This is a genomic window from Pantoea rodasii (assembly GCF_002095465.1).
Taxonomy (GTDB): Bacteria; Pseudomonadota; Gammaproteobacteria; order Enterobacterales; family Enterobacteriaceae; genus Pantoea; species Pantoea rodasii.
Genome location: NZ_MLFP01000005.1, coordinates 285,411 through 309,070, shown reverse-complemented (window position 1 = coordinate 309,070; position 23,660 = coordinate 285,411). Strand labels below are relative to the sequence as shown.

At 54.0% G+C, this 23,660-nt stretch carries 20 protein-coding genes and 4 pseudogenes; 5 read left to right on the top strand and 19 right to left on the bottom strand.

Annotation, left to right across the window (positions count from 1 at the left end):
* Positions 1-8: 8 nt before the first annotated feature.
* The 4 genes and pseudogenes from thiK to hinT all read right to left on the bottom strand — a co-directional run bounded on the left by thiK (position 9) and on the right by hinT (position 2,151).
* Positions 9-851 carry a thiamine kinase gene (gene thiK, locus HA45_RS09850; protein ID WP_420849065.1) on the bottom strand — a complete coding sequence of 281 codons (843 nt, stop codon included), beginning with the start codon at positions 849-851 and terminating at the stop codon, positions 9-11.
* Positions 811-1,407 carry a penicillin-binding protein activator LpoB gene (gene lpoB, locus HA45_RS09845; RefSeq protein ID WP_100702811.1) on the bottom strand — a complete coding sequence of 199 codons (597 nt, stop codon included), beginning with the start codon at positions 1,405-1,407 and terminating at the stop codon, positions 811-813. Before lpoB ends, thiK begins: the two co-directional genes overlap by 41 nt.
* A 10-nt stretch (positions 1,408-1,417) precedes the next feature.
* Positions 1,418-1,783 (bottom strand): YcfL family putative periplasmic lipoprotein, encoded by a 366-nt coding sequence (locus HA45_RS09840; protein ID WP_100702810.1) that lies wholly within the window; start codon positions 1,781-1,783, stop codon positions 1,418-1,420.
* An 18-nt stretch (positions 1,784-1,801) separates the two neighbouring features.
* A pseudogene (gene hinT, locus HA45_RS09835) lies at positions 1,802-2,151 on the bottom strand (purine nucleoside phosphoramidase).
* Between the two features lie 359 nt (positions 2,152-2,510).
* Here hinT and HA45_RS09830 point away from each other — a divergent pair.
* Both HA45_RS09830 and bglB read left to right on the top strand, forming a co-directional pair.
* Positions 2,511-4,115 carry an MFS transporter gene (locus tag HA45_RS09830; protein ID WP_100702808.1) on the top strand — a complete coding sequence of 535 codons (1,605 nt, stop codon included), beginning with the start codon at positions 2,511-2,513 and terminating at the stop codon, positions 4,113-4,115.
* On the top strand, positions 4,112-5,251 hold the full coding sequence (gene bglB / locus HA45_RS09825; protein ID WP_100702807.1) for a beta-galactosidase BglB: 1,140 nt from the start codon (positions 4,112-4,114) through the stop codon (positions 5,249-5,251). Before HA45_RS09830 ends, bglB begins: the two co-directional genes overlap by 4 nt.
* Before the next feature lie 378 nt (positions 5,252-5,629).
* Here the strand turns inward: bglB and ptsG are convergent, their stop codons facing one another.
* The 14 genes and pseudogenes from ptsG to yceD form a co-directional block, all read right to left on the bottom strand.
* Positions 5,630-7,063: a PTS glucose transporter subunit IIBC gene (gene ptsG, locus HA45_RS09820; RefSeq protein ID WP_100702806.1), complete on the bottom strand. Its 1,434-nt coding sequence runs from the start codon at positions 7,061-7,063 to the stop codon at positions 5,630-5,632.
* A gap of 283 nt (positions 7,064-7,346) precedes the next feature.
* On the bottom strand, positions 7,347-8,138 hold the full coding sequence (locus HA45_RS09815; protein ID WP_100702805.1) for a metal-dependent hydrolase: 792 nt from the start codon (positions 8,136-8,138) through the stop codon (positions 7,347-7,349).
* Positions 8,139-8,155: 17 nt separating this feature from the next.
* Positions 8,156-9,145, bottom strand: a complete 990-nt coding sequence (gene holB / locus HA45_RS09810) for a DNA polymerase III subunit delta' (protein WP_100702804.1) — start codon at positions 9,143-9,145, stop codon at positions 8,156-8,158.
* Entirely contained in the window at positions 9,142-9,777 is a 636-nt protein-coding gene (tmk, locus tag HA45_RS09805; RefSeq protein WP_100702803.1) for a dTMP kinase, read from the bottom strand. Before tmk ends, holB begins: the two co-directional genes overlap by 4 nt.
* Positions 9,767-10,786, bottom strand: coding sequence for an endolytic transglycosylase MltG (gene mltG / locus HA45_RS09800; protein ID WP_100702802.1), 1,020 nt, complete (start codon positions 10,784-10,786; stop codon positions 9,767-9,769). The genes tmk and mltG overlap by 11 nt, the downstream gene beginning before the upstream one ends.
* Entirely contained in the window at positions 10,783-11,595 is an 813-nt protein-coding gene (pabC, locus tag HA45_RS09795; RefSeq protein ID WP_100702801.1) for an aminodeoxychorismate lyase, read from the bottom strand. The genes mltG and pabC overlap by 4 nt, the downstream gene beginning before the upstream one ends.
* Positions 11,596-11,717: 122 nt before the next feature.
* A complete protein-coding gene (fabF, locus tag HA45_RS09790) occupies positions 11,718-12,959 on the bottom strand; it encodes a beta-ketoacyl-ACP synthase II (protein WP_100702800.1) in 1,242 nt (413 codons plus the stop codon).
* 86 nt (positions 12,960-13,045) lie between these two features.
* Positions 13,046-13,282 carry an acyl carrier protein gene (gene acpP / locus HA45_RS09785; RefSeq protein ID WP_007885774.1) on the bottom strand — a complete coding sequence of 79 codons (237 nt, stop codon included), beginning with the start codon at positions 13,280-13,282 and terminating at the stop codon, positions 13,046-13,048.
* Between the two features lie 153 nt (positions 13,283-13,435).
* Positions 13,436-14,169 (bottom strand): annotated as a pseudogene (fabG, locus tag HA45_RS09780) (3-oxoacyl-ACP reductase FabG).
* 10 nt (positions 14,170-14,179) lie between these two features.
* On the bottom strand, positions 14,180-15,112 hold the full coding sequence (gene fabD / locus HA45_RS09775) for an ACP S-malonyltransferase (RefSeq protein WP_100702798.1): 933 nt from the start codon (positions 15,110-15,112) through the stop codon (positions 14,180-14,182).
* A 16-nt stretch (positions 15,113-15,128) separates the two neighbouring features.
* Positions 15,129-16,081, bottom strand: a pseudogene (locus HA45_RS09770) (beta-ketoacyl-ACP synthase III).
* Positions 16,082-17,121 (bottom strand): annotated as a pseudogene (gene plsX / locus HA45_RS09765) (phosphate acyltransferase PlsX).
* Between the two features lie 27 nt (positions 17,122-17,148).
* Positions 17,149-17,319 carry a 50S ribosomal protein L32 gene (gene rpmF, locus HA45_RS09760; protein WP_007885783.1) on the bottom strand — a complete coding sequence of 57 codons (171 nt, stop codon included), beginning with the start codon at positions 17,317-17,319 and terminating at the stop codon, positions 17,149-17,151.
* Positions 17,320-17,333: 14 nt separating this feature from the next.
* Complete coding sequence (gene yceD / locus HA45_RS09755) at positions 17,334-17,855, bottom strand: 23S rRNA accumulation protein YceD (RefSeq protein ID WP_100702795.1); 522 nt, start codon at positions 17,853-17,855, stop codon at positions 17,334-17,336.
* A 143-nt stretch (positions 17,856-17,998) separates the two neighbouring features.
* On the opposite strand from yceD, the gene HA45_RS09750 reads away from it, so the two are divergent.
* Entirely contained in the window at positions 17,999-18,580 is a 582-nt protein-coding gene (locus HA45_RS09750) for a Maf family protein (RefSeq protein ID WP_205960963.1), read from the top strand.
* An 11-nt stretch (positions 18,581-18,591) separates the two neighbouring features.
* Here the strand turns inward: HA45_RS09750 and rluC are convergent, their stop codons facing one another.
* Entirely contained in the window at positions 18,592-19,548 is a 957-nt protein-coding gene (gene rluC, locus HA45_RS09745; RefSeq protein WP_100702793.1) for a 23S rRNA pseudouridine(955/2504/2580) synthase RluC, read from the bottom strand.
* A gap of 302 nt (positions 19,549-19,850) precedes the next feature.
* On the opposite strand from rluC, the gene HA45_RS09735 reads away from it, so the two are divergent.
* Positions 19,851-20,057: a hypothetical protein gene (locus HA45_RS09735; RefSeq protein WP_100702792.1), complete on the top strand. Its 207-nt coding sequence runs from the start codon at positions 19,851-19,853 to the stop codon at positions 20,055-20,057.
* A gap of 64 nt (positions 20,058-20,121) precedes the next feature.
* Positions 20,122-23,490, top strand: a complete 3,369-nt coding sequence (rne, locus tag HA45_RS09730) for a ribonuclease E (protein WP_100702791.1) — start codon at positions 20,122-20,124, stop codon at positions 23,488-23,490.
* Positions 23,491-23,660: the final 170 nt, after the last annotated feature.

The window sequence follows — 23,660 nt, the reverse complement described above, 5'->3', positions numbered from 1 at the left end:
ATCCTGAGTTATAAATCCTGCCAGCTGGCCTGCGCCAACTGTTGTAAATGTGGGTCACGGCTCTGCTCGGCGCGTAACTGATACCAACTGGCCATCAGCAGTTGCAGCCACGGCTGCCAGCGGTGCATATGTCGTTTGAGTATCGCTTCATTAAGCTGGCTGCGCTGTGAGTATCCGGCAATCCAGTCGGTTTGATGCTCTCCATCGACCGCGCACAATGCGGCGAGTTCCAAAGCCACATCGCCGTCAGCGGCGTATTCCCAGTCGATCAAGCGTAAGCCGTCAGGGGTGGCGATGACATTACCTGCATGCACATCCATATGAATGGGGGCAAGGCGTAACGGCCGCGGTTCACCCTGGCTGGTCAAGCGCTGCAGAGCATGCTGCCAGCGCCAGTGACGTTGCTGACACAGCTGCCAGTAGCGTTGCAATAGTGGAGTGAGTTGCAAGCGATAACCGGTCAATGGCTGCTGGTGAAAACGATAGATCAACGTCAACACCGCTTCGCGCTGCTGATTGAACTGCGCAGACGACAGCACATCGCCGGGCAACCAACTTTGTAACAGCCAGGGAGAATGCCAGTCCAGCGGTGCTGGTCCTAGCTGCGCGGCACGCATTTTACGCAAAATGCGAAATTCACGTTGGCGATCGACAAACGGAATCGGTTGTTGCGGCGCACGGCGCGCCAGCAGTTCGCCCAGCTCAGTTTTCACCTGCACACTGTTGCCGCTCAATCCCGGCAGGGCGAAAAAATGACCGGCAGCTTGCGCCGTCGGCCATTGTTGCTGAATCCGCTGTTGCAGTTGCGAATCAGGGCTGAGCAATACCGTTACCTGACCAGATAATCTCACCGGTCTGCACCAGCATCAGCTGCATTTGCAGCGTTGGCGCTTTCACGTCGCCCTGCGCACTGCTGTACAACACATACTGTGCGTTGACGTTGCGCGCCAGGCCAATCGCCTTGCTACGCGAGTTGAGGCTATCGTCTGCAGACAGGCCCAGGGTTTGTTTCGCCTGTGCCAGTTGCTCTGGCGTCACCAGCGTGAACTTGCCGTTGTTTGCTAACGCATTTTGAATCGCATCGGTGGCTTTATCGCTTTGCAGCGATCCATTGGTGCTATTTTTGATGCGGTCTACCAGCAGCACGCTGCCTGCATTCACGCCCGCCGACTGCACCATGTTGCCCACTAACGGCTGCACGCTGGCATTCCAGTTGATGGTTTTCAACTTCGGCGGCTGCGGCACGGTTTCTGGTGGTGGAACCGGCTGCGGCTGTGGCTGCTCCGGTTGCGTCGGGGTGGTCGGCTGGGTCGGTTCAACCGGTGCCGGGGTTTGCTGTTTCACCACACAACCGGTGAGCATCAGCGCAAATAACAGCGCGCTGGAACGTTTTACACTGCGAATCACAGGTTACTCCTCAGAGATAAAGATACAGACGCACCTTGCTGGCGGTCAGGTTACCGATTTGCGAGACAACTTCAGTGCTGCCATGCGCCGGAACGGTTTGGGTTTGTGCCGGTTCTTCGGGCGTAATCTCCAGGCCCTTATCGTCGTACCAATAGAAACGATAGTGCACCGTCACCGGAGTCTCACGCTGATTATAGAGCACGCTTGACGCACGCATCTGTCCATCGCTGCTGGCTAGCGTGGGTTCATCGGTGATGATGCCCGCAGAGAGCACAGAAGATTCCATTACCAGCGACTGCGACGTATTGATCATCGGTTTATCGCTACTGCATCCCACCAGGGTCAGTAACAGCAGGCCACTCAGCCATTGACGCATCACAAAGTCCGCCTGAGGTTAAATTGCCAACATCGGACCGAGCGGCTGACCGCCGACAAGGTGCATGTGGATGTGGTAAACCTCCTGACCGCCATGGCTGTTGCAGTTCATGATCAGGCGATAGCCATCTTCGGCAATGCTTCATCTTTAGCAATTTTGGCTGCCACGGTGATCATACGGCCCAGCGCGTGCTCGTGCGCCTCTTGCACGTCATTGGCCGTAGGGATCAAGACGTTAGGGATAATCAAAATATGCGTCGGCGCTTTGGGCGCGATATCGCGGAAGGCGGTGACCAGTTCGTCCTGATAAACCACATCGGCGGGGATTTCGCGACGAATGATTTTACTGAAAATGGTTTCTTCAGCCATGGTGCATTTCCTTAAGCCTGGAGTTCAGTCAGGCAGTATGCGTGAGGAATTCGATTGCTTTCAACCTCAGGACAACTTTTCTTGTATTAAATGGCCGCCTTTACACCATTTTTCACCCCTGACGCTGCCACTGTGCTGCGGCTCTCATTTTTAACACTGCGCCAACTACAAAAATGAAACGCTGTTTTATAAATTAGAGATGTCACGTCAGTTTCTTTGTGTTTTTGCCACTTCCCGATCAGACCTTGCCAAATCGCGAAGGTTTGCCGCTGCGTGGCGCTCTACTTTCTATCCAATCCGGGCAAGCAGTACGGAGTAATGAGGGATGTGTCATCCGTCGATTTCAAGGAGAACCTGCCATGCAGTCTCGTAAGATTGGTTTCGGCCATTATCTGGCTTACGGTTCCGGGGATTTTCTCGGCGCCGGCACCACGGCGCTCACTGCCGCCTGGTTGCTCTATTTCTACACCACTTTCTGCGGCCTCTCGCCCATCGAAGCCACCTTTATATTCGCTGCGGCTCGCGTGCTCGATGCCGTTGTCAGCCCGTTGATGGGCTTTCTCACTGACAACTTCGGATCCACCTGGCTCGGCAAGCGTTTCGGCCGCCGCAAGTTCTTTATTTTGCTCGGCATTCCCTGCGTGTTCAGCTACAGCCTGATGTGGATTAGCGACATGAGCTTCTGGTGGTATCTGCTGACCTATCTGCTGTTTGATGTGGTCTACACCATGATTCTGGTGCCGTATGAAACGCTGGTGCCGGAAATGACCGATGACTTCAAGCAAAAAACCCGTTTCTCCGGGGCTCGCATCGCACTGGCACAGCTCTCCTCGATTCTGGCCGCCTTCCTGCCCGGCGTGCTAATCGGCTGGTTCGGTAAAGAGAATCCCATCTCCTTCTTCTATGCCAGCCTGGTGTTTTCGGTGATCTGCGCGCTGGTGCTGACGCTGGTGTGGCGCTTTACCTGGGAACGCGCGCCCGAGGACTTCTCTGCCGAGTCACGTCGAGCAGAGGAAGAAAAGTCGCAACTCTCGCTGATACAAAGCCTGAAACGGCTCTATATCGAACTGGCCTCAACGCTGCGTATTCGCATCTTCCGTCAGCATCTCGGCATGTATCTGGGTGGCTACATTGCTCAGGACGTATTTAATGCGGTGTTTACCTGGTATGTGGTGTTTGTGCTGATGCAAAGCGCGCAAATCGCTTCCAGTCTGATGGGCACCATGGCGGTGCTGCAATTTATTGCGGTGATGGCGATGATCCCGCTGTGCATTCGCATGGGACCGGCACCGGCATATCGCTTAGTGGTGGTGCTGTTTGGCCTCAGCGCCCTTTCCTACGCGGGACTGTGGTACAGCGGAATGAACGATAACTTCGCGCTGTTGGTACTGATATCTGCCTTCGCCGGTTTGGGACGTGGCGGCATCAACTATGTGCCCTGGAACACGTACACCTACATCGCTGATGTCGATGAAGTGATCACCGGGCAACGTCGCGAAGGGATTTTCGCTGGGATCATGACGTTGACGCGCAAAGCTTCGCAGGCCGGCGCCGTGATGATTGTCGGCATCATGTTGCAGTTGGCGGGCTTCACCTCGGGTAAACCCGAGCAGGTTCCTGCGGTCGGCCACACCATTTTGCTGATCCTCAGCGTTGGCACCGTTGGCGTGCTGATTTGCGGCTTCATCGTCTCGCTGCGCTTCAAACTCAATCTGCATACCCACACTGTTCTGCGCGAAGAGACGTTGAAGATGCGTGAAGCGGGACGCGTCGTCCCGGAACGTATTACGCCGCAGGCACGCGCTATCGTCGAAACGCTGGCAGGTATGCCGTATGAAAACTTATGGGGCAATAACAACGTCGGTTATCTCAACCGTGACAAGCCCCTCGCACCGCCGCTGCCCGCGCAGCGCGGCACGCTTCACCCTCTCCCTACCCTGATTAACGATAGGAATGAACCATGACTGTATTTCCTGTGAAACACAGCGCGTTACTGCGTCAGCCGGAATATCTGTTGCCACGCAGCGAGCTGGTACAGCTGATCCACAAACTCACTGACAATTTGGTCAATATCACCGATCACAGCGGTGAGTTTCTGCTACGGCTGGATGACGGACGCGTCATTGACACCAAAGGCTGGGCCGGTTGGGAATGGACGCACGGCATCGGGCTATATGGCATGCTGCATTACACCCAGCAAACGGGCGATCGGGCGACGTTGAAGATTATCGATGATTGGTTCAGCGCAAGACTAACGGAAGGTACGCCAACCAAAAACGTCAACACCGTCTGCCCTTTCCTGACCTTGGCTTATCGCTATGAAGAGACCGTCAATCCAGCGTGGCGCCCGGTTCTGGAACGCTGGGCAGAATGGGTGATGTACGACATGCCGCGCACCGAACAAGGCGGCCTGCAGCATATCGTTTACAACAATGAGAATACCCAGCAGCTGTGGGATGACACCCTAATGATGAGCGTGATGGCGCTGGCGAAAATCGGCCAGTTACTGGATCGCCCTGAATTTGTCGAAGAAGCCAGCTATCAGTTTCTGATCCACACCCAATACCTGATGGATCGACAGACCGGTTTGTGGTTCCACGGCTGGACCTTCGACGGCCGCCACAATTTCGCTAACGCGCGCTGGGCACGCGGCAATAGCTGGTTAACCATCGTTATTCCTGATTTTCTGGAGATGATGAACTGGCCAGAACAGCATGCGACACGTCGTTTCTTACAACAGGTGTTAGCCAGCCAGGTCAAGGCGTTGGCAACCTGTCAGCACACCAGTGGATTGTGGCATACCTTGCTCGACGACCCGCAAAGCTATCCCGAAGCCTCTGCTACCGCCGGGTTTGCCTATGGGATCCTTAAAGCGGTGCGCAAGCGTTACCTTTCCGCAGAATATCTGCCGCTGGCAGAGAAGGCATTGCGCGGCGTGATTGCCAATATTGATGAAAACGGGGAATTAAAACAGGTGTCATTCGGCACGGCGATGGGCAGCGACCTGGATTACTACCGCCAGGTGCCACTGACTTCAATGCCCTACGGCCAGGCAATGGCACTGCTGTGTCTGACGGAGTATTTGCGCGTGTATTTATGATTGTATGTTCGCGGAGGCGGGGAAGCATTCCGCGACAGAAACTCCCTAATGTCGAAGTATAACGCTGCAAAGTTTGACAATATCTGAAGGATTTATCCATGACCGCACCCAAGGTGAGGTGCGAGGGAGCGGCGGCAGAGGAGTAAAGCGTCCCGCCCCCTGATTTCTTAGGATAACGCTGCAAAGTTTGACAATGTCTGAGGGATTTATCTATGACCGCACCCAAGGTGAGGTGTGAGGGAGCGGCGGCAGAGGAGTAAAGCGTCCCGCGACAGGGATGTCGCGGGCCGAGCCCCAGGGATGGTTTATGGCGTCTTTACGATCTGCCGCCGCTTCATCGCACAGGCTCGGCCCCTGCCTTGACCTTGACCTCAGCCACTACATATTACGAATATAATCATCCATTTCCGTTTTCAGGTTATCGGACTTCGTGCCGAAAATCGCCTGAACACCGGAGCCTGCTACCACCACGCCACGGGCGCCGAGGTTCTTCAACTCTGTCTGGTTCACTTTCGCCACATCCGCCACGCTAACGCGCAGACGAGTGATGCACGCATCAAGGTTAGTAATATTCTCTTTACCGCCAAACGCGGTCACCAGTTTACCTGCCATTTCGCTACCGGTTGCGCTGCTCTGCTCCATTACCGTGTCCTCACGTCCAGGTGTTTTCAAATTCAGTTTCACAATCAGCACACGGAAAACGGTGTAGTAAATCAGACCGTAAATGATGCCGACAATCGGGAACAACCAAATTCTGCTGCTATTGCCGCTCAGAACCACAAAATCGATCAAGCCGTGCGAGAAACTGGTGCCATCACGCATACCAAGCAAAATGGCAATAGGAAACGCCAGACCGGCCAGAATCGCATGGATCACATACAGAATCGGTGCCACGAACATAAACGAGAACTCGATCGGTTCGGTGATACCCGTCAGGAACGAGGTCAGTGCAGCGGAGATCATAATGCCGCCCACTTTGGCGCGGTTCTCCGGCTTAGCCGAATGCCAGATAGCGATTGCCGCTGCTGGCAGGCCGTACATCTTGAACAGGAAACCGCCCGACAGTTTACCCGCGGTTGGGTCACCCGCCATATAGCGTGGAATATCGCCGTGGAACACCTGACCCGCAGCGTTAGTGAATTCACCAATCTGCATCTGGAAAGGAACGTTCCAGATATGATGCAAACCGAACGGCACCAGTGAACGCTCAACCAAACCGTAAAGACCGAACGCCACAACCGGATTCTGATATGCAGCCCATTGTGAGAAGTCCTGAATAGCAGTACCTATCGGTGGCCAGATAAAGGACAACACAATGCCGGTGAAAATGGCGGTCAGGCCAGAAATGATCGGCACAAAGCGTTTACCGGCAAAGAAGCCAAGATATTCAGGCAGCTTAATGCGGTAGAAACGGTTAAACATATAGGCGGCAATCGAACCGGCGATAATCCCGCCCAGCACCCCGGTATCCGCGAGATGTTTCGCCTCAATCTCTGCGGCTGGCAAATGCAGCACCAGAGGCGCAACCACCGCCATGGTTTTCACCATAATACCGTACGCCACAACGGCGGCTAATGCGGAAACCCCGTCGTTATTGGTGAAACCAAGCGCTACACCAATCGCGAAAATCAGTGGCATGTTGGCGAACACCGAACCGCCCGCCTCTGCCATCACATGAGAAACCACAGCAGGCAACCAGCTGAAGTTAGCCGAACCAACACCTAATAAAATACCGGCAATCGGCAAAACCGATACCGGCAACATCAGCGATTTACCTACTTTTTGCAGGTTCGCAAATGCGTTCTTGAACATAGAAACTCCTGAGTATGAGTGCATATTTGCGCAGTGCGCTGGCAAAGGGGGAGGATCCTTCACCGGGGTGACGCTGAGCGTCTTTTGATTTATTACGAAGGGTAAAATAAATCGATAATTGTTACTTTGACGGCTATCACGTTTCGTTAATGAGGCGCGCTTGCTTTCAGTCTTTTCTTACTGACTTGCCTGGATAAACAACAATAAAACACTGCCCGTGCCGCGATAAACGCAGCACAGGTTAATGTTTACAGATTAATTACAGAGTTAAAAATAAAGCGGATTAGCCGCCGAGACGACTCATAGGGACATGAAACAGACGTGAGAAGTTTTCCGTGGTGGCAGCGGCCAGCGTTTCGATATCCACGCCTTTCAGCACCGCCATATAATCAGCAACATCGCGGGTAAAGGCAGGTTGATTCTCTTTGCCACGGTGCGGCACCGGTGCCAGATACGGTGAATCGGTCTCCACCAGCATACGATCCAATGGCACATAGCGCGCGGCATCACGAATTTGCTCCGCATTGCGGAAGGTCAGGATGCCCGAGAAGGAGATATAAAAACCCATATCCAGCAACTGCGCGGCGGTTTCTTTATCTTCAGTAAAGCAATGCAGCACGCCGCCACACTTCTCCACCTGCTCTTCACGCAAAATCGCTAAGGTGTCTTCACGCGCATCGCGGGTATGCACGATGATCGGCTTATTCAGCGCAATACCGGTGCGAATGTGTTCGCGGAATGAAGCTTGCTGCTGCGCTTTGGTTTCCTGCTGATAGAAGTAATCCAGCCCGGTTTCACCCAGCGCGATCACCTGTTCTTCCGCAGCCAGGCGGCGAAACTCTTCTACATCGTACGGCGCTTCCTGATTCAATGGATGCACACCGCAGGCCAGCGCAACGTTTTCCCGATCACCAACCAGTTGCTTAATTTTGTAGTAATCCGGCAACGTGGTGGCAATCGCCAGCATAAATTTCACATCACGTGCCGCCGCTTTCGCGATGACATCATCTAAATCACGATGCTGCTTTTCATAATCGAGGCCATCAAGGTGGCAGTGCGAATCTACAATAAACATACTTCTCTCTTATACGCTTAGCCGACCGCCGTGGGCGACATCAGGCGTCCCCAGGCTAACAGGCGATCGGTCAGAATGAGTTCACGGTTCAGGGCGGCGACATGCAGCAATTGCTCACGGCACTGCATCCATTGCTGGACGCTGGCATTAAGCGCACTGCTGCTGAGTTGCTGAGCCAATTGCGCGACCACGTCCGGGCGATCGCCATTACTCAGCCAATTGCTGGCCCCTTGCTGCACTTTCATCGCATCGACCAGCAACGAGATCAACCAGCTGAGACGCTCCGCCACATCGTCATGATTGAGCGCGGGGAGCAGCTGTAACACGTCACTGCTCAACGCACTCAACAAGGTTTCGCACAATTTCTCACGCGCCTGCCAGCGATCTGGCTGCAACAACGCCAGTGCGGCTGCCGGCGCGCCATTGCTCAAGCGCAGTGCTGCACGCATTACCGCTTCCGATTGCGGCAGCTGCTTCTGCAACCATTGCAGGCTTTGTACTTCTTCAGGCGGCGACAGATGCCATGTCATGCAACGACTGCGCAGCGTTGCCAGCAGGCGTGATGGCTCCTGCACGCTGAGGAAAAACCAGCAGTTCGCCGGCGGCTCTTCCAGCGTTTTTAGCAAGGCATTGGCCGCGGCTTCGGTGAGTTGCGCCGCATCGGGCAGCCAGACAATCTTTGCGCCGCCCTGCTGAGCAAAATGATAGAGCTTTTCAGTGACATCACGCACCGCGTCAATGCCTAACGAAGACTTGCCCTTTTCCGCTTCCAGACGATACCAGTCAGGATGCGTTTGAGCCTGCATCAGGTGACAGCCATGACAGTGGCCACAACTTTTCAAACCTTCGGGATGTTGGCACATCAACCAGCGACTCACGCCCCAAACCAGCGCATCGTCGCCCATGCCATCGATCGCCTGAATCAGCAAAGCATGATGCGCCTGACCGCTTTGATGGCGAGTGATTATTTGTCGATAAGGCTGGTTCAGCCATGGATACCAGTTCATGCCACCTGACCTGCCAGCCATTGACGCAAGGTGCTTTGAAGTGACGATGTCACGTCTGCAATATTCTGTGTGGCATCAATGGTTAAAATCGAAGCATCGGCCGCCGCTAATGCCAGATAACGTTCGCGCGTGCGCTCAAAAAAGCGCAGTGATTCCTGCTCGATACGATCCAGTTCTCCGCGCGCACGGGCGCGCTGCAGGCCGATTTCCGGCGTAACATCCAGATAAAGTGTCAAATCTGGGCGGAAATCGCCGAGCACCGCCTCACGCAACGTGGTCATCAACTGCGTATCCAAACCCCGTCCGCCGCCCTGATAGGCTTGAGAAGAGAGATCGTGACGATCGCCAATCACCCACGCGCCGCGAGCCAATGCCGGCTTGATGACGTTTTCAACCAGTTGAACGCGCGCGGCATATAGCATCAGCAGTTCAGCTTGATCGGTCACTTGCTCGCCATCAATCCCCTGCTTGACCAGCACACGTAACTGTTCAGCCAGCGGCGTTCCACCCGGCTCACGGGTAAACACCACGTCATGAATCCCTTGCTCATGCAAAACGGCAACCACCGCATCACGTGCCGTGGTTTTGCCTGCGCCCTCAAGGCCTTCAATGACGATAAACTTACTTTTCATTTTTTTCCTTCATAGCCAGCCGATACACCTGCACAGCTTTATTGTGGCTGGCGAGATTGGTGGTAAAGGTATGACCGCCTTTACCATCCGCAACAAAATAGAGGTAATTGGTTTTTTCCGGATGCGCAGCCGCTTCCAGAGAAGCGCGGCCCGGCATGGCGATCGGGCCCGGCGGCAGACCGCTAATGGTATAGGTATTGTAATCGGTTGGCGTTTCGAGGTCTTTACGTGTAATCGATCCGGTGTAGTTATCGCCCATGCCGTAAATCACAGTGGGATCGGTTTGCAGCTTCATACCCGTGCGTAAGCGATTGATAAACACCGAGGCGACGCGCGCGCGCTCTTCCGTCACGCCGGTCTCTTTCTCGATAATCGACGCCATGGTGACCAGATCCTGCTCTTTTTTATAAGGCAGGCTGTCATTGCGTCCCTTCCAGATTTCATCAACCAATGTGTTCATGCGGCTATGCGCACGTTCTAACAGCGCCACGTCGCTGGTATTGGCGGTATAGAGATAGGTATCGGGATAGAAAGCACCTTCAAGCTGGTTCGCCTCTAACTTCATGGCGCTCGCTACGGTAGCAAACTGATCGTCAGTCAGCGTGTGCTTGAGATAAGGCGCTTTGCGTAATTCGGCCAGCCACTCTTTCAGGCGGGAGCCTTCAACAAAACGCACTGGGAACTGCGCCTCTTTACCGCTGGCCAGCAGTGCCAGTAATTGACGTACCGTCATGTTGCCTTCAAGCCGGTAGGTCCCCGCTTTAAATTTGGCCAACTCAGGTTCAAGTTTTAACAGTGGTCCAAACCACATGCTGGTGGGAATGATGTGCTGACTTTCCAACTGCGCTTCCAGCACCACGCGTCCACTGCCGGCCGGCAGTGTATAGATGGTTTCCTGGTGAATAGTCAAAGGTGTATCGGCGAAACGTTCAATCTGCCAATAACTAAAGGCGGCCGCGAGGCCTGCAATCGCCAGAGCGCTGACGATGATTTTTTTCATTCGAGTCATGATGCTTCCATCTTTTGGCAACTGGCTTGCAGTTGCTGATACAGCGAGCGTGCGGTGAACAAGACATCGTCAATTTGTCGCACGGGTAATACCGGCATCAGGGCATTGCAGAGCACCACTTCATCGGCGTTTAGCACATCTTCCCTGCTACCATCCATCAATTCACAAGACTGACCTGCCATTGCCATTTGCGCCATCAGAAAACGACGCATAATGCCGTTGACGCCAGCGTGATCAAGATGCGGCGTGTAGATTTTCTCGCCTTTGCGCCAGAATAAATTGGCCGCACAGCATTCCACCACCGTCCCTGCAGTGTCAAGCACCAGCGCTTCATCGGCGTCTGTCTGGTCGATATGCTGACGAATCAGCACTTGCTCTAATCGATTCAGGTGTTTTAAGCCGGCCAGCAATGGATTGCGCGCTAAAGGTATCGGACTGGTTACCAGACGTGCGCCATGTAGCTGCAACGCCGCGTAATGCTGCGGCCAGGGGGAGAGCGAAATAATGCGCGTAGGCGTTTCGCACCCCGTGCGGCTGTAACCCCGCCCTCCCGCGCCCGGCGTGAGGATCACTTTCATCACCGCGCGCACTTGCCCGGCGGCCGCCTGCTGCATCTCTTCAGCGAGTTGTGTCAGGTCGGGCAGCGGCATGAATAAGCGCTCACAGCTTTCGTGCAATCGCTGCAGATGCGCATTCAACAGTTGGATCTTACCCCCAACCACTGCTGCGGTGGTAAAACAGCCGTCACCAAACTGTACCGCACGATCGCGCGCGGAAAGTTCGGTTTGCGCTACGCCATTTATCCACATATTGAACCCCTCTGACGACTATGCCTGTTTCAATATCACCGACCGCAGTAAACATCCACGCCACTGCGTGACAAAATATAAAAAAGGCCCGCATTGCGGGCCTTTGTTTAGGCGGGTGTGATTTACACCTTGCGGAAGATCAGCGAGCCGTTAGTGCCGCCAAATCCGAAGGAGTTACAGAGTGCATACTCCAGTCCACTGACCTGACGTGCCGTGTGCGGCACGAAGTCCAGATCGCAACCTTCATCAGGATTATCCAGATTGATGGTTGGCGGAATAGCCTGGTCGCGCAATGCCAGAATCGAATAAATCGATTCAACAGCGCCTGCGGCACCCAGCAAGTGTCCCGTCATCGATTTGGTGGAGCTGACCATCACACTGTGGGCCGATGCACCAAACACCGATTTAACGGCCTGTGCTTCTGCTTTATCACCGGCAGGTGTAGAAGTACCGTGCGCGTTAACGTAGCCGATTTGTTCTGCGTTCAGTTGCGCATCACGCAGCGCATTCACCATCGCGGCGGCTGCACCTGAACCATCTTCCGGTGGAGACGTCATGTGATAAGCATCGCTGCTCATGCCAAAACCAATGATCTCAGCATAAATTTTCGCGCCACGCTTTTTCGCATGCTCGTACTCTTCCAGTACCACAATGCCTGCACCGTCACCCAACACAAATCCATCACGATCTTTATCCCACGGACGACTAGCGGCCTGCGGGTTATCGTTATGGGTTGAGAGCGCACGTGCCGCACCGAAGCCACCGACACCCAACGGGGTACTGGCTTTTTCAGCGCCACCCGCCAGCATGACGTCAGCATCGTTGTAAGCAATGATACGGGCTGCATGACCAATATTGTGTACGCCAGAAGTACAAGCCGTCGCGATGGAAATGCTAGGACCTTTCAGACCGTACATGATGGTCAGGTGACCGGCTACCATGTTAACAATGGTAGAAGGAACAAAGAACGGGCTGATTTTGCGCGGACCGCCATTGACCAGTGAACTGTGGTTATCTTCGATCAAACCCAGTCCGCCGATGCCGGAACCGATAGCTGCGCCGATGCGACCAGCATTCTCTTCAGTTACGACCAGACCGCAGTCTGCCATAGCCTGAATACCAGCAACAATGCCGTATTGGATGAAGTCATCCATCTTGCGCTGATCTTTGCGCGAGATGAAATCATCGCAATTGAAATCTCTTACTAAGCCCGCAAAGCGTGTTGCGTAGGCACTAGTATCAAAATGGTCGATCAGGCTGATGCCGCTCTGACCGGCAAGGAGAGCACTCCAGGTAGACTCTACGGTATTGCCGACAGGAGACAACATGCCAAGACCAGTCACAACTACACGACGCTTAGACACGTACGTCCTCCAGGGAGGGAAAAAATAACGCTATGTGGGGCAAACATAAAACTCAGGCGGTCGAGGTGACCGCCTGAAGATATTCATTAGCCTTGGTGGCTATTGATGTAATCGATCGCTGCCTGAACGGTAGTGATTTTCTCAGCTTCTTCGTCTGGAATTTCAGTATCAAACTCTTCTTCCAGAGCCATTACCAGCTCAACGGTGTCAAGAGAATCTGCACCCAGGTCTTCAACGAAAGAAGCAGTGTTAATCACTTCGTCTTCTTTAACACCCAGCTGCTCAGCTACGATTTTCTTAACGCGTTGTTCGATATCGCTCATACTATTTAATTTCCTATCAAAACTCGCTTTCGCGATGGTTTTCGTAGTGTATAAAATGTTGAAAAAGATGCAACAAAATCCCGGCTGGTCGAACCACGATTTTGCGTTATTCTGCGGTGTTTACCGCAGATAATGCAAATGTTTTCGTGATTATCAGACCATGTACATGCCGCCATTGACATGCAGCGTCTCACCCGTGATGTAAGAGGCTTCGTCAGAGGCTAAGAATGCAACAGCATTGGCAATTTCCTGCGGGTCGCCTAAACGACCTGCCGGCACTTCTGCCAAAATACCCGAGCGCTGATCTTCGTTCAGTGCACGCGTCATGTCCGTCTCAATAAAGCCCGGAGCCACGACGTTTACTGTAATGCCACGTGACGCAATTTCTCGCGCCAGTGATTTGCTAAAGCCAATCAAACCTGCTTTTGCTGCCGCATAGTTTGCTTGACCCGCGTTACCCATGGTTCCAACTACAGAACCGATGGTAATGATACGGCCCACGCGTTTTTTCATCATGGCACGCAATACCGCCTTAGAAAGACGGAAGACAGATGTCAGGTTGGTATCGAGGATATCCGCCCATTCATCGTCTTTCATGCGCATCAACAGATTGTCACGCGTAATGCCTGCATTATTGACTAAAATGTCCACTTCGCCAAATTCGGCGCGAACTTTCTCGAGAACGCTCTCAATAGAGGCCGCATCGGTTACGTTCAGCAGCAGACCTTTGCCGTTATTGCCGAGGTAAGCCTGATTGCTTCCGCACCGCTTTCGCTGGTGGCAGTTCCCACCACTTTAGCACCGCGCGCAACCAGCGTTTCCGCGATGGCGCGGCCAATGCCACGGCTTGCGCCAGTCACCAGCGCTACTTTACCTTCAAAGCTCATGTTTTTCCTCTTATTCCTGTGTAATCGCAGCAGACAGTGAAGCAGAGTCGTTCACGGCTGCAGCGGTCAGGCTATCCACAATACGTTTGGTCAGACCGGTCAGAACTTTACCCGGACCGATTTCCAGCAGTTGGCTCACGCCTTGCGTGGCAATAAATTCAACGGCTTCCGTCCAACGCACTGGGCTATAAAGCTGACGCACCAGAGCACTGCGAATCGCAGCGGCATCGGTTTCACACTTCACGTCAACGTTGTTGACGACAGGCACAGTCGGTGCGCTGAAAGTGATGTTTTCCAGCGCGACAGCGAGTTTATCCGCAGCAGGCTTCATCAAGGCACAGTGAGATGGCACGCTGACAGGCAACGGCAGAGCACGCTTGGCACCCGCCGCTTTACAGGCCGCACCCGCACGTTCAACCGCTTCTTTATTGCCCGCGATCACCACCTGGCCCGGCGAGTTAAAGTTAACCGGCGAGACCACCTGACCTTGTGCACTCTCTTCACAGGCTTTACGGATTGACGCATCGTCAAGACCGATAATGGCTTGCATGGCACCCGTGCCTTCCGGAACGGCTTCCTGCATCAACTTACCGCGCAGTTCAACCAGCTTAATGGCATCAGTAAAGTTCAGCACGCCTGCACACACCAGCGCAGAGTATTCACCCAGGCTGTGGCCTGCCATCAATACCGGCTGTGGGCCATTTTTGCTCTGCCAGACGCGATAAATCGCGACGGAAGCCGCCAGCAGCGCAGGTTGCGTCTGCCAGGTTTTATTCAGTTCTTCAGCTGGACCTTGCTGCACCAACTGCCATAAGTCGTATCCCAGCGCATCAGAAGCTTCACGGAAAGTGGCTTCAACCTGCGGGTTTTCAACAGCCAGGTCAGCTAACATGCCGACGGTCTGCGATCCCTGTCCTGGGAAAACAAAAGCAAATTGTGTCATTTGTCGTTCCTGTCAATCAAAAGCGAACCAGCGCGGAACCCCAGGTGAAACCACCACCAAAGGCTTCCAGCAAAATCAGTTGGCCTGGCTTGATACGGCCATCGCGCACCGCTTCATCCAGTGCACTCGGTACCGATGCCGCCGAAGTATTACCATGGCGATCAAGGGTCACAACCACTTTATCCATGCCCATGCCAAGCTTTTTGGCGGTGGCACTGATAATGCGCAAGTTGGCCTGATGAGGGACCAGCCAGTCCAGCATTTCGCGATCGAGATTATTGGCCTGCAGCGTTTCATCAACGATGTGCGCCAGTTCGGTCACCGCAACCTTGAACACTTCATTACCCGCCATGGTGAGATAAGCAGGTTGATCCTGATTCTCGCGATCCTGATACGGCAGCGTCAGCAACTTGCTGTAACGGCCATCGGCATGCAGGTGAGTAGACAGAATCCCCGGCTCTTCGCTTTGGCTCAGGACGACTGCGCCGGCGCCATCACCGAACAAAATGATCGTACCACGATCGTTCGGATCCAGCGTACGGGCTAATACGTCAGCACCGATCACCAGAGCGTGTTTCACCACACCATTTTTGATGTACTGATCGGCAACGCTCAATGCATAGGTAAAGCCCGCGCAGGCGGCAGCCAAATCGAAGGCTGCGCAATCGTCAATCTCCAGCATCTGCTGGATCATGCACGCTGAACTTGGGAAAGCGTGGCTGGAAGAGGTGGTCGCCACGATAATCAGGCCAACATCACTGGCAGCAACACCCGCCATCTCTAGCGCGCGCTGTGCCGCGGCAAAGCCCATGGTGGCGACGGTTTCGTCCGGTGCAGCAATACGACGCTCACGGATGCCGGTACGGCTGACAATCCACTCGTCCGAAGTCTCCACCATTTTTCCAGATCCGCATTGGAGCGAACCTGCTCAGGCAAATAGCTGCCCGTACCGATAATTTTGGTAAACATCTACGCTTTGTCACTCCTGGCTAATACAGCGTCAAGGCGCGCCGCAATCCTCTCTGGGACTTGCCTGCGCACCGCCTGCTCTGCCTGCTCTATCGCCACGGCAAACGCACGTTGATTCGCCGCACCGTGGCTTTTGATCACTGTTCCGCGCAATCCTAACAGACAAGCGCCATTATACTGGTCGGGGTTGAGATGACCGAAACGTTTGGCCAGACGCTTTTGTAACCAACGCCCTACCCATTTCAGCCACCAGGCCCGTTTTTCCCATCCTCTGACGACTTCAGCAGAGAAAGGAACATTCTTACCACGCCTTCCATGGTTTTAAGCGTGACGTTTCCCACGAAGCCATCACAAACCAGCACATCCGTCTTACCGGTGAGGAGATCGTTCCCCTCAAGATATCCAATATAGTTGATTTGCGGCGTGTCTCGCAGAACCGCAGATGCTGCGCGAATCGTTTCCAGACCTTTGGTCTCTTCCTGCCCAATATTGAGCAGTGCGACGCGTGGCCTGACGATTCCCAGCACTTCCTCGGCCATGACTGCGCCCATCACCGCAAATTGCACCAGCATTTCGCTGTCGGAATCGACGTTCGCGCCGAGGTCCAGCACCACCGTTTTACCCTGCTGCTGATGCGGCAGTACGGTCATCAACGCCGGACGCTCAATGCCATCCAGCGGCTTCAACAACATTTTAGCCAGCCCCATCAGCGCACCGGTATTACCCGCACTGACACAGGCTTGTGCACGCCCTTCTTTAACCAGTTCCAACGCCACGCGCATGGAACTGCCGCGACTGTGACGAATGGCCTGTGAAGGTTTAGCATCACTTGCAATAACCGATTCGGCAGGGATCACCTGCACACGCCCCAGTAACGAGGAATCCGCTTTGGCAAGAAATGACGAGATGATGTCGGGATCACCGACCAGAAGAAGAACCAGATGCGTATGAGAGGCCAGTGCCTGCAAGGATGCAGGCACTGTCACGCAGGGACCGAAGTCCCCGCCCATGGCATCAACTGCCAGGGTCAAACGTGTCAAGGTATCGCCTTGCGTAACCGCAAAGAATTACTTGGTGATAACCTTGCGACCGCGGTAGTAACCATCCGCAGTGATATGGTGACGCAGATGAGTTTCACCAGAAACTTTATCTACTGACAGAGCTGCGGTGGTCAGCGCATCGTGCGAACGACGCATACCACGCTTAGAACGGGTTGGTTTATTCTGTTGTACGGCCATGGACCTTACTCCTATTACTTACGCTTTAAACTGGCTAATACGGCAAATGGATTTGGTTTTTCTGCCTCTGCAGGCAACTTACCAAATACCATGTCCGCGTCGGACACTTCACAGTGTTCAGAATCATGCACCGGAACTACAGGCAGCGCGAGGATGAGTTCATCTTCGATAACTGCCAGCAAGTCGATTTCGCCGAAATCATTGATATCAACTGGCTCGTAAGCTTCCGGCAGTGCCTCGGCCTGCTCATCAGAAGAGACAGGACTGAAACAATAGCTTACGTGGACAGCGTGCGGGAAAGACTGGTTGCAGCGTTGACATGACAAAGTCACCTGCACATCAGCAGTTCCTTGCAGAACCGCCAGGCGCTGGTTGTCAATCGCAAACGACATGGTGCAATCCACATCACTGTCCACACTAACGACCGTGTCGGCCAGGCGTGCCACCAATTCAGGTGCATACACACCTTGATAATCAAGGCGCTTTTGCGCGGCACGGGCCAGATCGATCGTTAGGGGTAATTTTACCTTTTGCATAGGGCGCGCATATTAACTTTGTAACGTCATAGAGTCAAAGAAAAAGGCCGGTTTACGGCATCTTTCACCCGTTAGTCGCATCCAGTGCGGCGCATAGTTTAAAATGACTGTCATGTTTACGCTATATATTCTGCAAAAAAATGATGACACCTTTAATTCTGGCCTCAACCTCCCCGTTTCGTCAGGCGTTGCTGCATAAGCTCGGCCTGCCTTACATCGCCGCCGCGCCCGATTGCGACGAAACACCGCTGCCTGATGAATCCGCTCCCCAGCTGGTACAAAGGCTGGCGCTGGCTAAAGCGCAAGCGCTGGCGCATCAATATCCTCAGCACTGGATCATTGGATCCGATCAGGTCTGCGTGCTGGACGGCAACATCACCGGAAAACCGCATACTATGGAAAACGCCTGCCGACAGTTGGCGGCGGCCAGCGGTAAGGTGATTACGTTTTATACGGGACTCGCATTGCTTCAACCACAAACGGCACAACAGCAGGTGATTTGTGAACCGTTCAACGTGCATTTTCGCCACTTAAGCCCGGCGGAAATCCGTCACTACGTTGAAAAAGAGCAGCCGTTGAATTGTGCAGGCAGCTTTAAAAGCGAAGGTATGGGAATTTGTTTGTTCGAACGACTAGAGGGACGCGATCCCAATACGCTGATTGGATTACCGCTGATTGCCTTAAATGAGATGCTCATAAAAGCGGGCATCAACGCATTAGGTTGATGCCCGTCGTGTCAGGCTTTTTTCTGGCGCAGATGCGTGAGGCAGCGTTGCAACGCGCCATCCAATGGCGCTTCCATCCGCATAACTTCCCCGGTATTCGGATGGGTGAAGGTCAACGCCGCCGCATGCAGGAACAGACGCGACAAGCCGGTTGAACCCAGCTGGCGGTCAAACTCGCGGTCGCCATAGCGATCGTCAAACGCGATCGGATGGCCACCATGCAGAGTGTGCACGCGAATCTGGTGAGTTCGGCCCGTAACCGGACTGGCTTTCACTAAGGTGGCGAAGCCAAACCGCTCTTCAACTTTAAAACGCGTTTCAGACGGTTTGCCTTCCGCGTTGACGCGCACCACGCGCTCTCCACTTTGCAGAATATTTTTTAACAGCGGCGCCTGAACCACTTTCAAATGCGAGGGCCAATCGCCGCGCACCAGTGCCAGATAATCCTTCTGCATGCCTTTTTCACGTAACTGCTCATGCAGTGAACGCAGCGCGGAGCGTTTTTTGGCCACCAGCAGAATGCCGGAAGTATCGCGGTCGAGTCGGTGTACCAGTTCGAGGAAGCGGGCTTCCGGACGAAGCGCACGCAACCCCTCAATAACACCAAAGCTTAAGCCGCTGCCGCCATGCACCGCAGTACCCGATGGTTTGTTCAGCACCAGCAGATGATCATCTTCATACAGGATGGCATTCGCCAGCGCCGCGACTTTATCCAGTTTTGGTGAAACGGCCTGCTCTTCACGCTCCGCCACGCGCACGGGCGGAATGCGCACGTCATCCCCTTCTACCAACTTGTATTCAGGTTTAACGCGTCCTTTATTAACCCGCACCTCGCCCTTACGCAAGATGCGATAAATCATGCTTTTCGGCACACCTTTAAGATGAGTGCGCAAAAAGTTATCAATTCGTTGACCGGCATTTTCAGCCGTGATGGCGACATAGAGTACGCCGGGATTCTCTGTTTTCATGGCGGCGATTCTAAATAGTGTCCCTGGATAGCGCCACCCCTTTTTCTGTGCTTAACTCTCTCTTTGTCGTGTTGGGAAAAGGTGTAAATGATGACTTTTTCAGCGATGCGATGATTAGCCCTGCAAATGAACAGGTTAAGGACACACAAACTTCACAGCTCGGCAAAAGTCGCCTTGCTATATGTTGGTGAGCAATGGAATAATGCAGGGGTTTCTGCCCTGGAAAAATTCAGGCCGGAATAAAGAGCGAAATAAGTCATTTTGCCGGATTGAACGGACACGCAGCAATGGCGTAAGACGTAATGTTAAATCAGGCACTTAGCGGGCTGCGGGTTGCAGCCTGGACGACAGACTGGGATGTGTGGATTTCTGAATTTACTCTAGCTATTCCACCTTCAGGCGCTGTTTTTCCTTATGAAAAACAGGCCACCGACAAGATTTGCGCCCCTTTAGCCGCCGACAACCGTGAGGTTGACGTCAGTGCATTAAGACACGGGGCCATCGGTTGATTCTCGTCCAGGGTAACGATGCCCGCAGCTACATCACTCATGTGAGAATAACGAGTAAGTCACGATGAAAAGAATGTTAATTAACGCATCTCAGCAGGAAGAGTTGCGCGTTGCCCTTGTTGACGGCCAACGTCTGTACGATCTGGATATCGAAAGCCCAGGCCACGAGCAGAAAAAAGCCAACATCTACAAAGGTAAGATCACCCGTGTTGAACCCAGCCTCGAAGCGGCATTTGTCGATTATGGTGCTGAACGTCACGGTTTCCTCCCTCTGAAAGAAATTTCCCGCGAATACTTCCCTGCTAATTACAATGCACACGGCCGTCCAAACATCAAAGAGGTGTTGCGTGAAGGTCAGGAAGTTATCGTTCAAATTGATAAAGAGGAGCGCGGTAATAAGGGTGCAGCACTCACCACCTTTATTTCGTTAGCCGGTAGCTATCTGGTTCTGATGCCTAATAACCCGCGTGCGGGTGGCATTTCACGCCGTATCGAAGGTGACGATCGTACCGAATTGAAAGAAGCCCTGTCCGCGCTGGAACTGCCAGACGGTATGGGTTTGATCGTGCGCACCGCAGGCGTTGGCAAATCTGCCGAATCCCTGCAGTGGGACCTGAGCTTCCGTTTGAAGCACTGGGAAGCGATCAAGAAAGCCGCTGAAAACCGTCCAGCCCCGTTCCTGATTCATCAGGAAAGCAACGTGATTGTCCGCGCCTTCCGCGATTATCTGCGTCAGGACATCGGTGAAATCCTTATCGATAACCCGAAAGTACTGGAACTGGCACGTCAGCATATCGCTGCACTGGGTCGTCCAGACTTCAGCAGCAAAATCAAACTGTACACCGGTGAAATTCCGCTGTTCAGCCATTACCAAATCGAATCGCAGATCGAGTCTGCGTTCCAGCGCGAAGTGCGCTTGCCTTCCGGTGGTTCGATTGTTATCGACAGCACCGAAGCGCTGACCGCGATCGACATCAACTCCGCACGCGCCACACGCGGCGGCGATATCGAAGAGACCGCGTTCAATACCAACCTCGAAGCGGCCGATGAAATTGCCCGTCAGTTGCGCCTGCGTGACCTCGGCGGACTGATCGTCATCGACTTCATCGATATGACGCCTGTTCGTCACCAGCGCGCGGTGGAAAACCGTTTGCGTGAAGCGGTACGTCAGGATCGCGCACGCATCCAGATTAGCCACATCTCACGCTTCGGCCTGCTGGAAATGTCGCGTCAGCGTCTCAGCCCATCGTTGGGTGAATCCAGCCATCACGTGTGCCCACGCTGTAGTGGCACCGGCACCATCCGTGATAACGAATCGCTGTCACTGTCTATCTTGCGTCTGATTGAAGAAGAAGCGCTGAAAGACAACACCAAAGAAGTGCATGCAATTGTACCGGTGCCCGTTGCCTCTTACCTGCTGAACGAAAAACGTGATGCGGTCAGTGCGATCGAAAAACGCCAGGGTGGCGTGCGTGCCATCATCGTGCCAAACGATCAGATGGAAACCCCGCACTACTCCGTATTGCGCGTTCGCAAAGGCGAAGAGACTCAGACGCTTTCTTACCACCTGCCGAAATTGCACGAAGCAGAAATGGCGTTGCCTTCGGAAGAAGAGAGCGCCGAACGTCGTCGTCCAGAGCAGCCTGCGCTGGCAGCCTTCGTGATGCCTGATGCACCGCCGGCTCCGGTTGAAGTCGAGCAAGAGATCCAGCCGGTTGCGAAAGCAGAAGCAAAACCTGCCGCTTCAGTGGCTGCACCTGCCGTTGCCAGCACCGGTTTTGTGGCTCGCCTGTTGGGTGGTTTGAAGAAACTGTTTGCTGGCGACACGCCTGCTGCTACTCCGGTTGAAGCTCAACCAGAAGTGAAAGCCGCTGAGGGTGAGAACAATCAGCCGCGTGGCGACCGCCGTAACAATCGTCGTAGCAATAATCGTCGCGATCGTACACCGCGTAACGGTGAAAATGCACAGGGTCGCGAAGGCCGTGAACCACGTGAGGCCCGTGAATCGCGTGAGCCGCGTGAATCACGAGAGTCTCGTGAACCACGTGAAGCCCGCGAACCGCGTAACGACAATCAGGATAATCGTCGCAACAAGCGTCAGAACGAACCGCGTGGCGAACGCCCAGCGTTGACTGATGAGCAGTTGCAGCAGCGTGATGAACAGCAGCAGCAGCGTCGTGAGCAGCGTGCTGAGCGTCAACGCCGTCGTCAGGAAGAGAAGCGCAATCAACAACAAGATCAGAAAGCGGCTGAAAACCCAGTGCAGACTGATGTTGTTGACGAAAACGCTGTGCAGGAAGAAGAACGTGTTCAGGTGTTGCCTCGCCGTAAACAACGTCAGCTGACTCAGCGCATCCGCGTGGGAGATACTGGTGAAGTGGCAGCGGCTATCCCGGCACCGGCAGTGAGTGAATCCGCTGAGGAATCAGCCCAGCGTCAGACCTTCATCGAACAGCCAGAAGTCAGCAACGATGAGCAGGATGATAACGAAAACCGTGATAGCGCCAATATGCCGCGCCGTTCACGTCGTTCGCCTCGTCACCTGCGTGTCAGTGGTCAACGCCGTCGTCGCTATCGTGATGAGCGTTATCCAACCCAGTCTGCGATGCCGCTGGAATCTGCTGCTGCTTCGCCAGAAATGGCTTCAGGCAAAGTCTGGATCACCTATCCGGTTGCTCAGGCTCACGATCAGTTCTCCTCTCAGGAGACGCTGAACGAGATGCCAGATTACAGCTATCAGCATGACGCCGTCGTGGAAGACGTGGCGGTTGCTGCAGAGACGCTGGAAACGGTAACGGCTGCACCGGTTGAAGCGGAAGTCGTTCATCAGGCAGAACCTCAGGCACATACTGAAGTGCCGGTGGTGAATACTGATGATCTGGCGCCTGTCGCTGCACCTGTCAACCAAGAGCCTGCCGTGGTGTCTGTTGTTGAGCAACAGGTAGCAGAGGAAATCGCTGCTGAAGCTGAACCGGCAATCGTCGAACCCGCAACGCCTGCGGCGGTAGAACCAGAAGTGGTTAACGCAGCTGTAGAACCAGAAGTGGTCAACGCAACTGTTGAACACGAGGTGGTTAACGAAGCCGTTGAGATTGCTGAGCAAGCACCGATTGAGGCCGCTCCAGCAGTTGAAGCTCAGGTTGAGGAAGTCCTCAGTGCTCCGGTTGCCGCTGAAGCGCCGGTTGCCCCAGTGACTGAACCTCACGCACCGGTTGCTGCACGTGATACTGCGGTAAACAGTGCTGATACTCGCTGGAAGCATCATGCGACTGCGCCAATGACCAAAGCGCCTGCTCCGGCATGGGAACCTGAAACCGTTCGCCAAAGCGATTGGGTTCGCCCACCGTTTGACTTCGAAGGTCGTGGTTCAGCGGGTGGTCACAGTGCAACGCATCTCGCCACTGCGCCAGCGACTCGCCCAGAAAGCGTGTAAGCTGAAGCAGTCATCATAAAAACCCCGACTGGTTCGGGGTTTTTTATTGCCTGTGATTTGCTGTTTACCCTTCTTTCCGCATCAAGGGAGGAGTGATTGCGTGGACATGGCATCGTCAGGTAGGTACTGCACAGTTAAGTTCGGATATCGCCACTGAGCAGGCAAAAAAT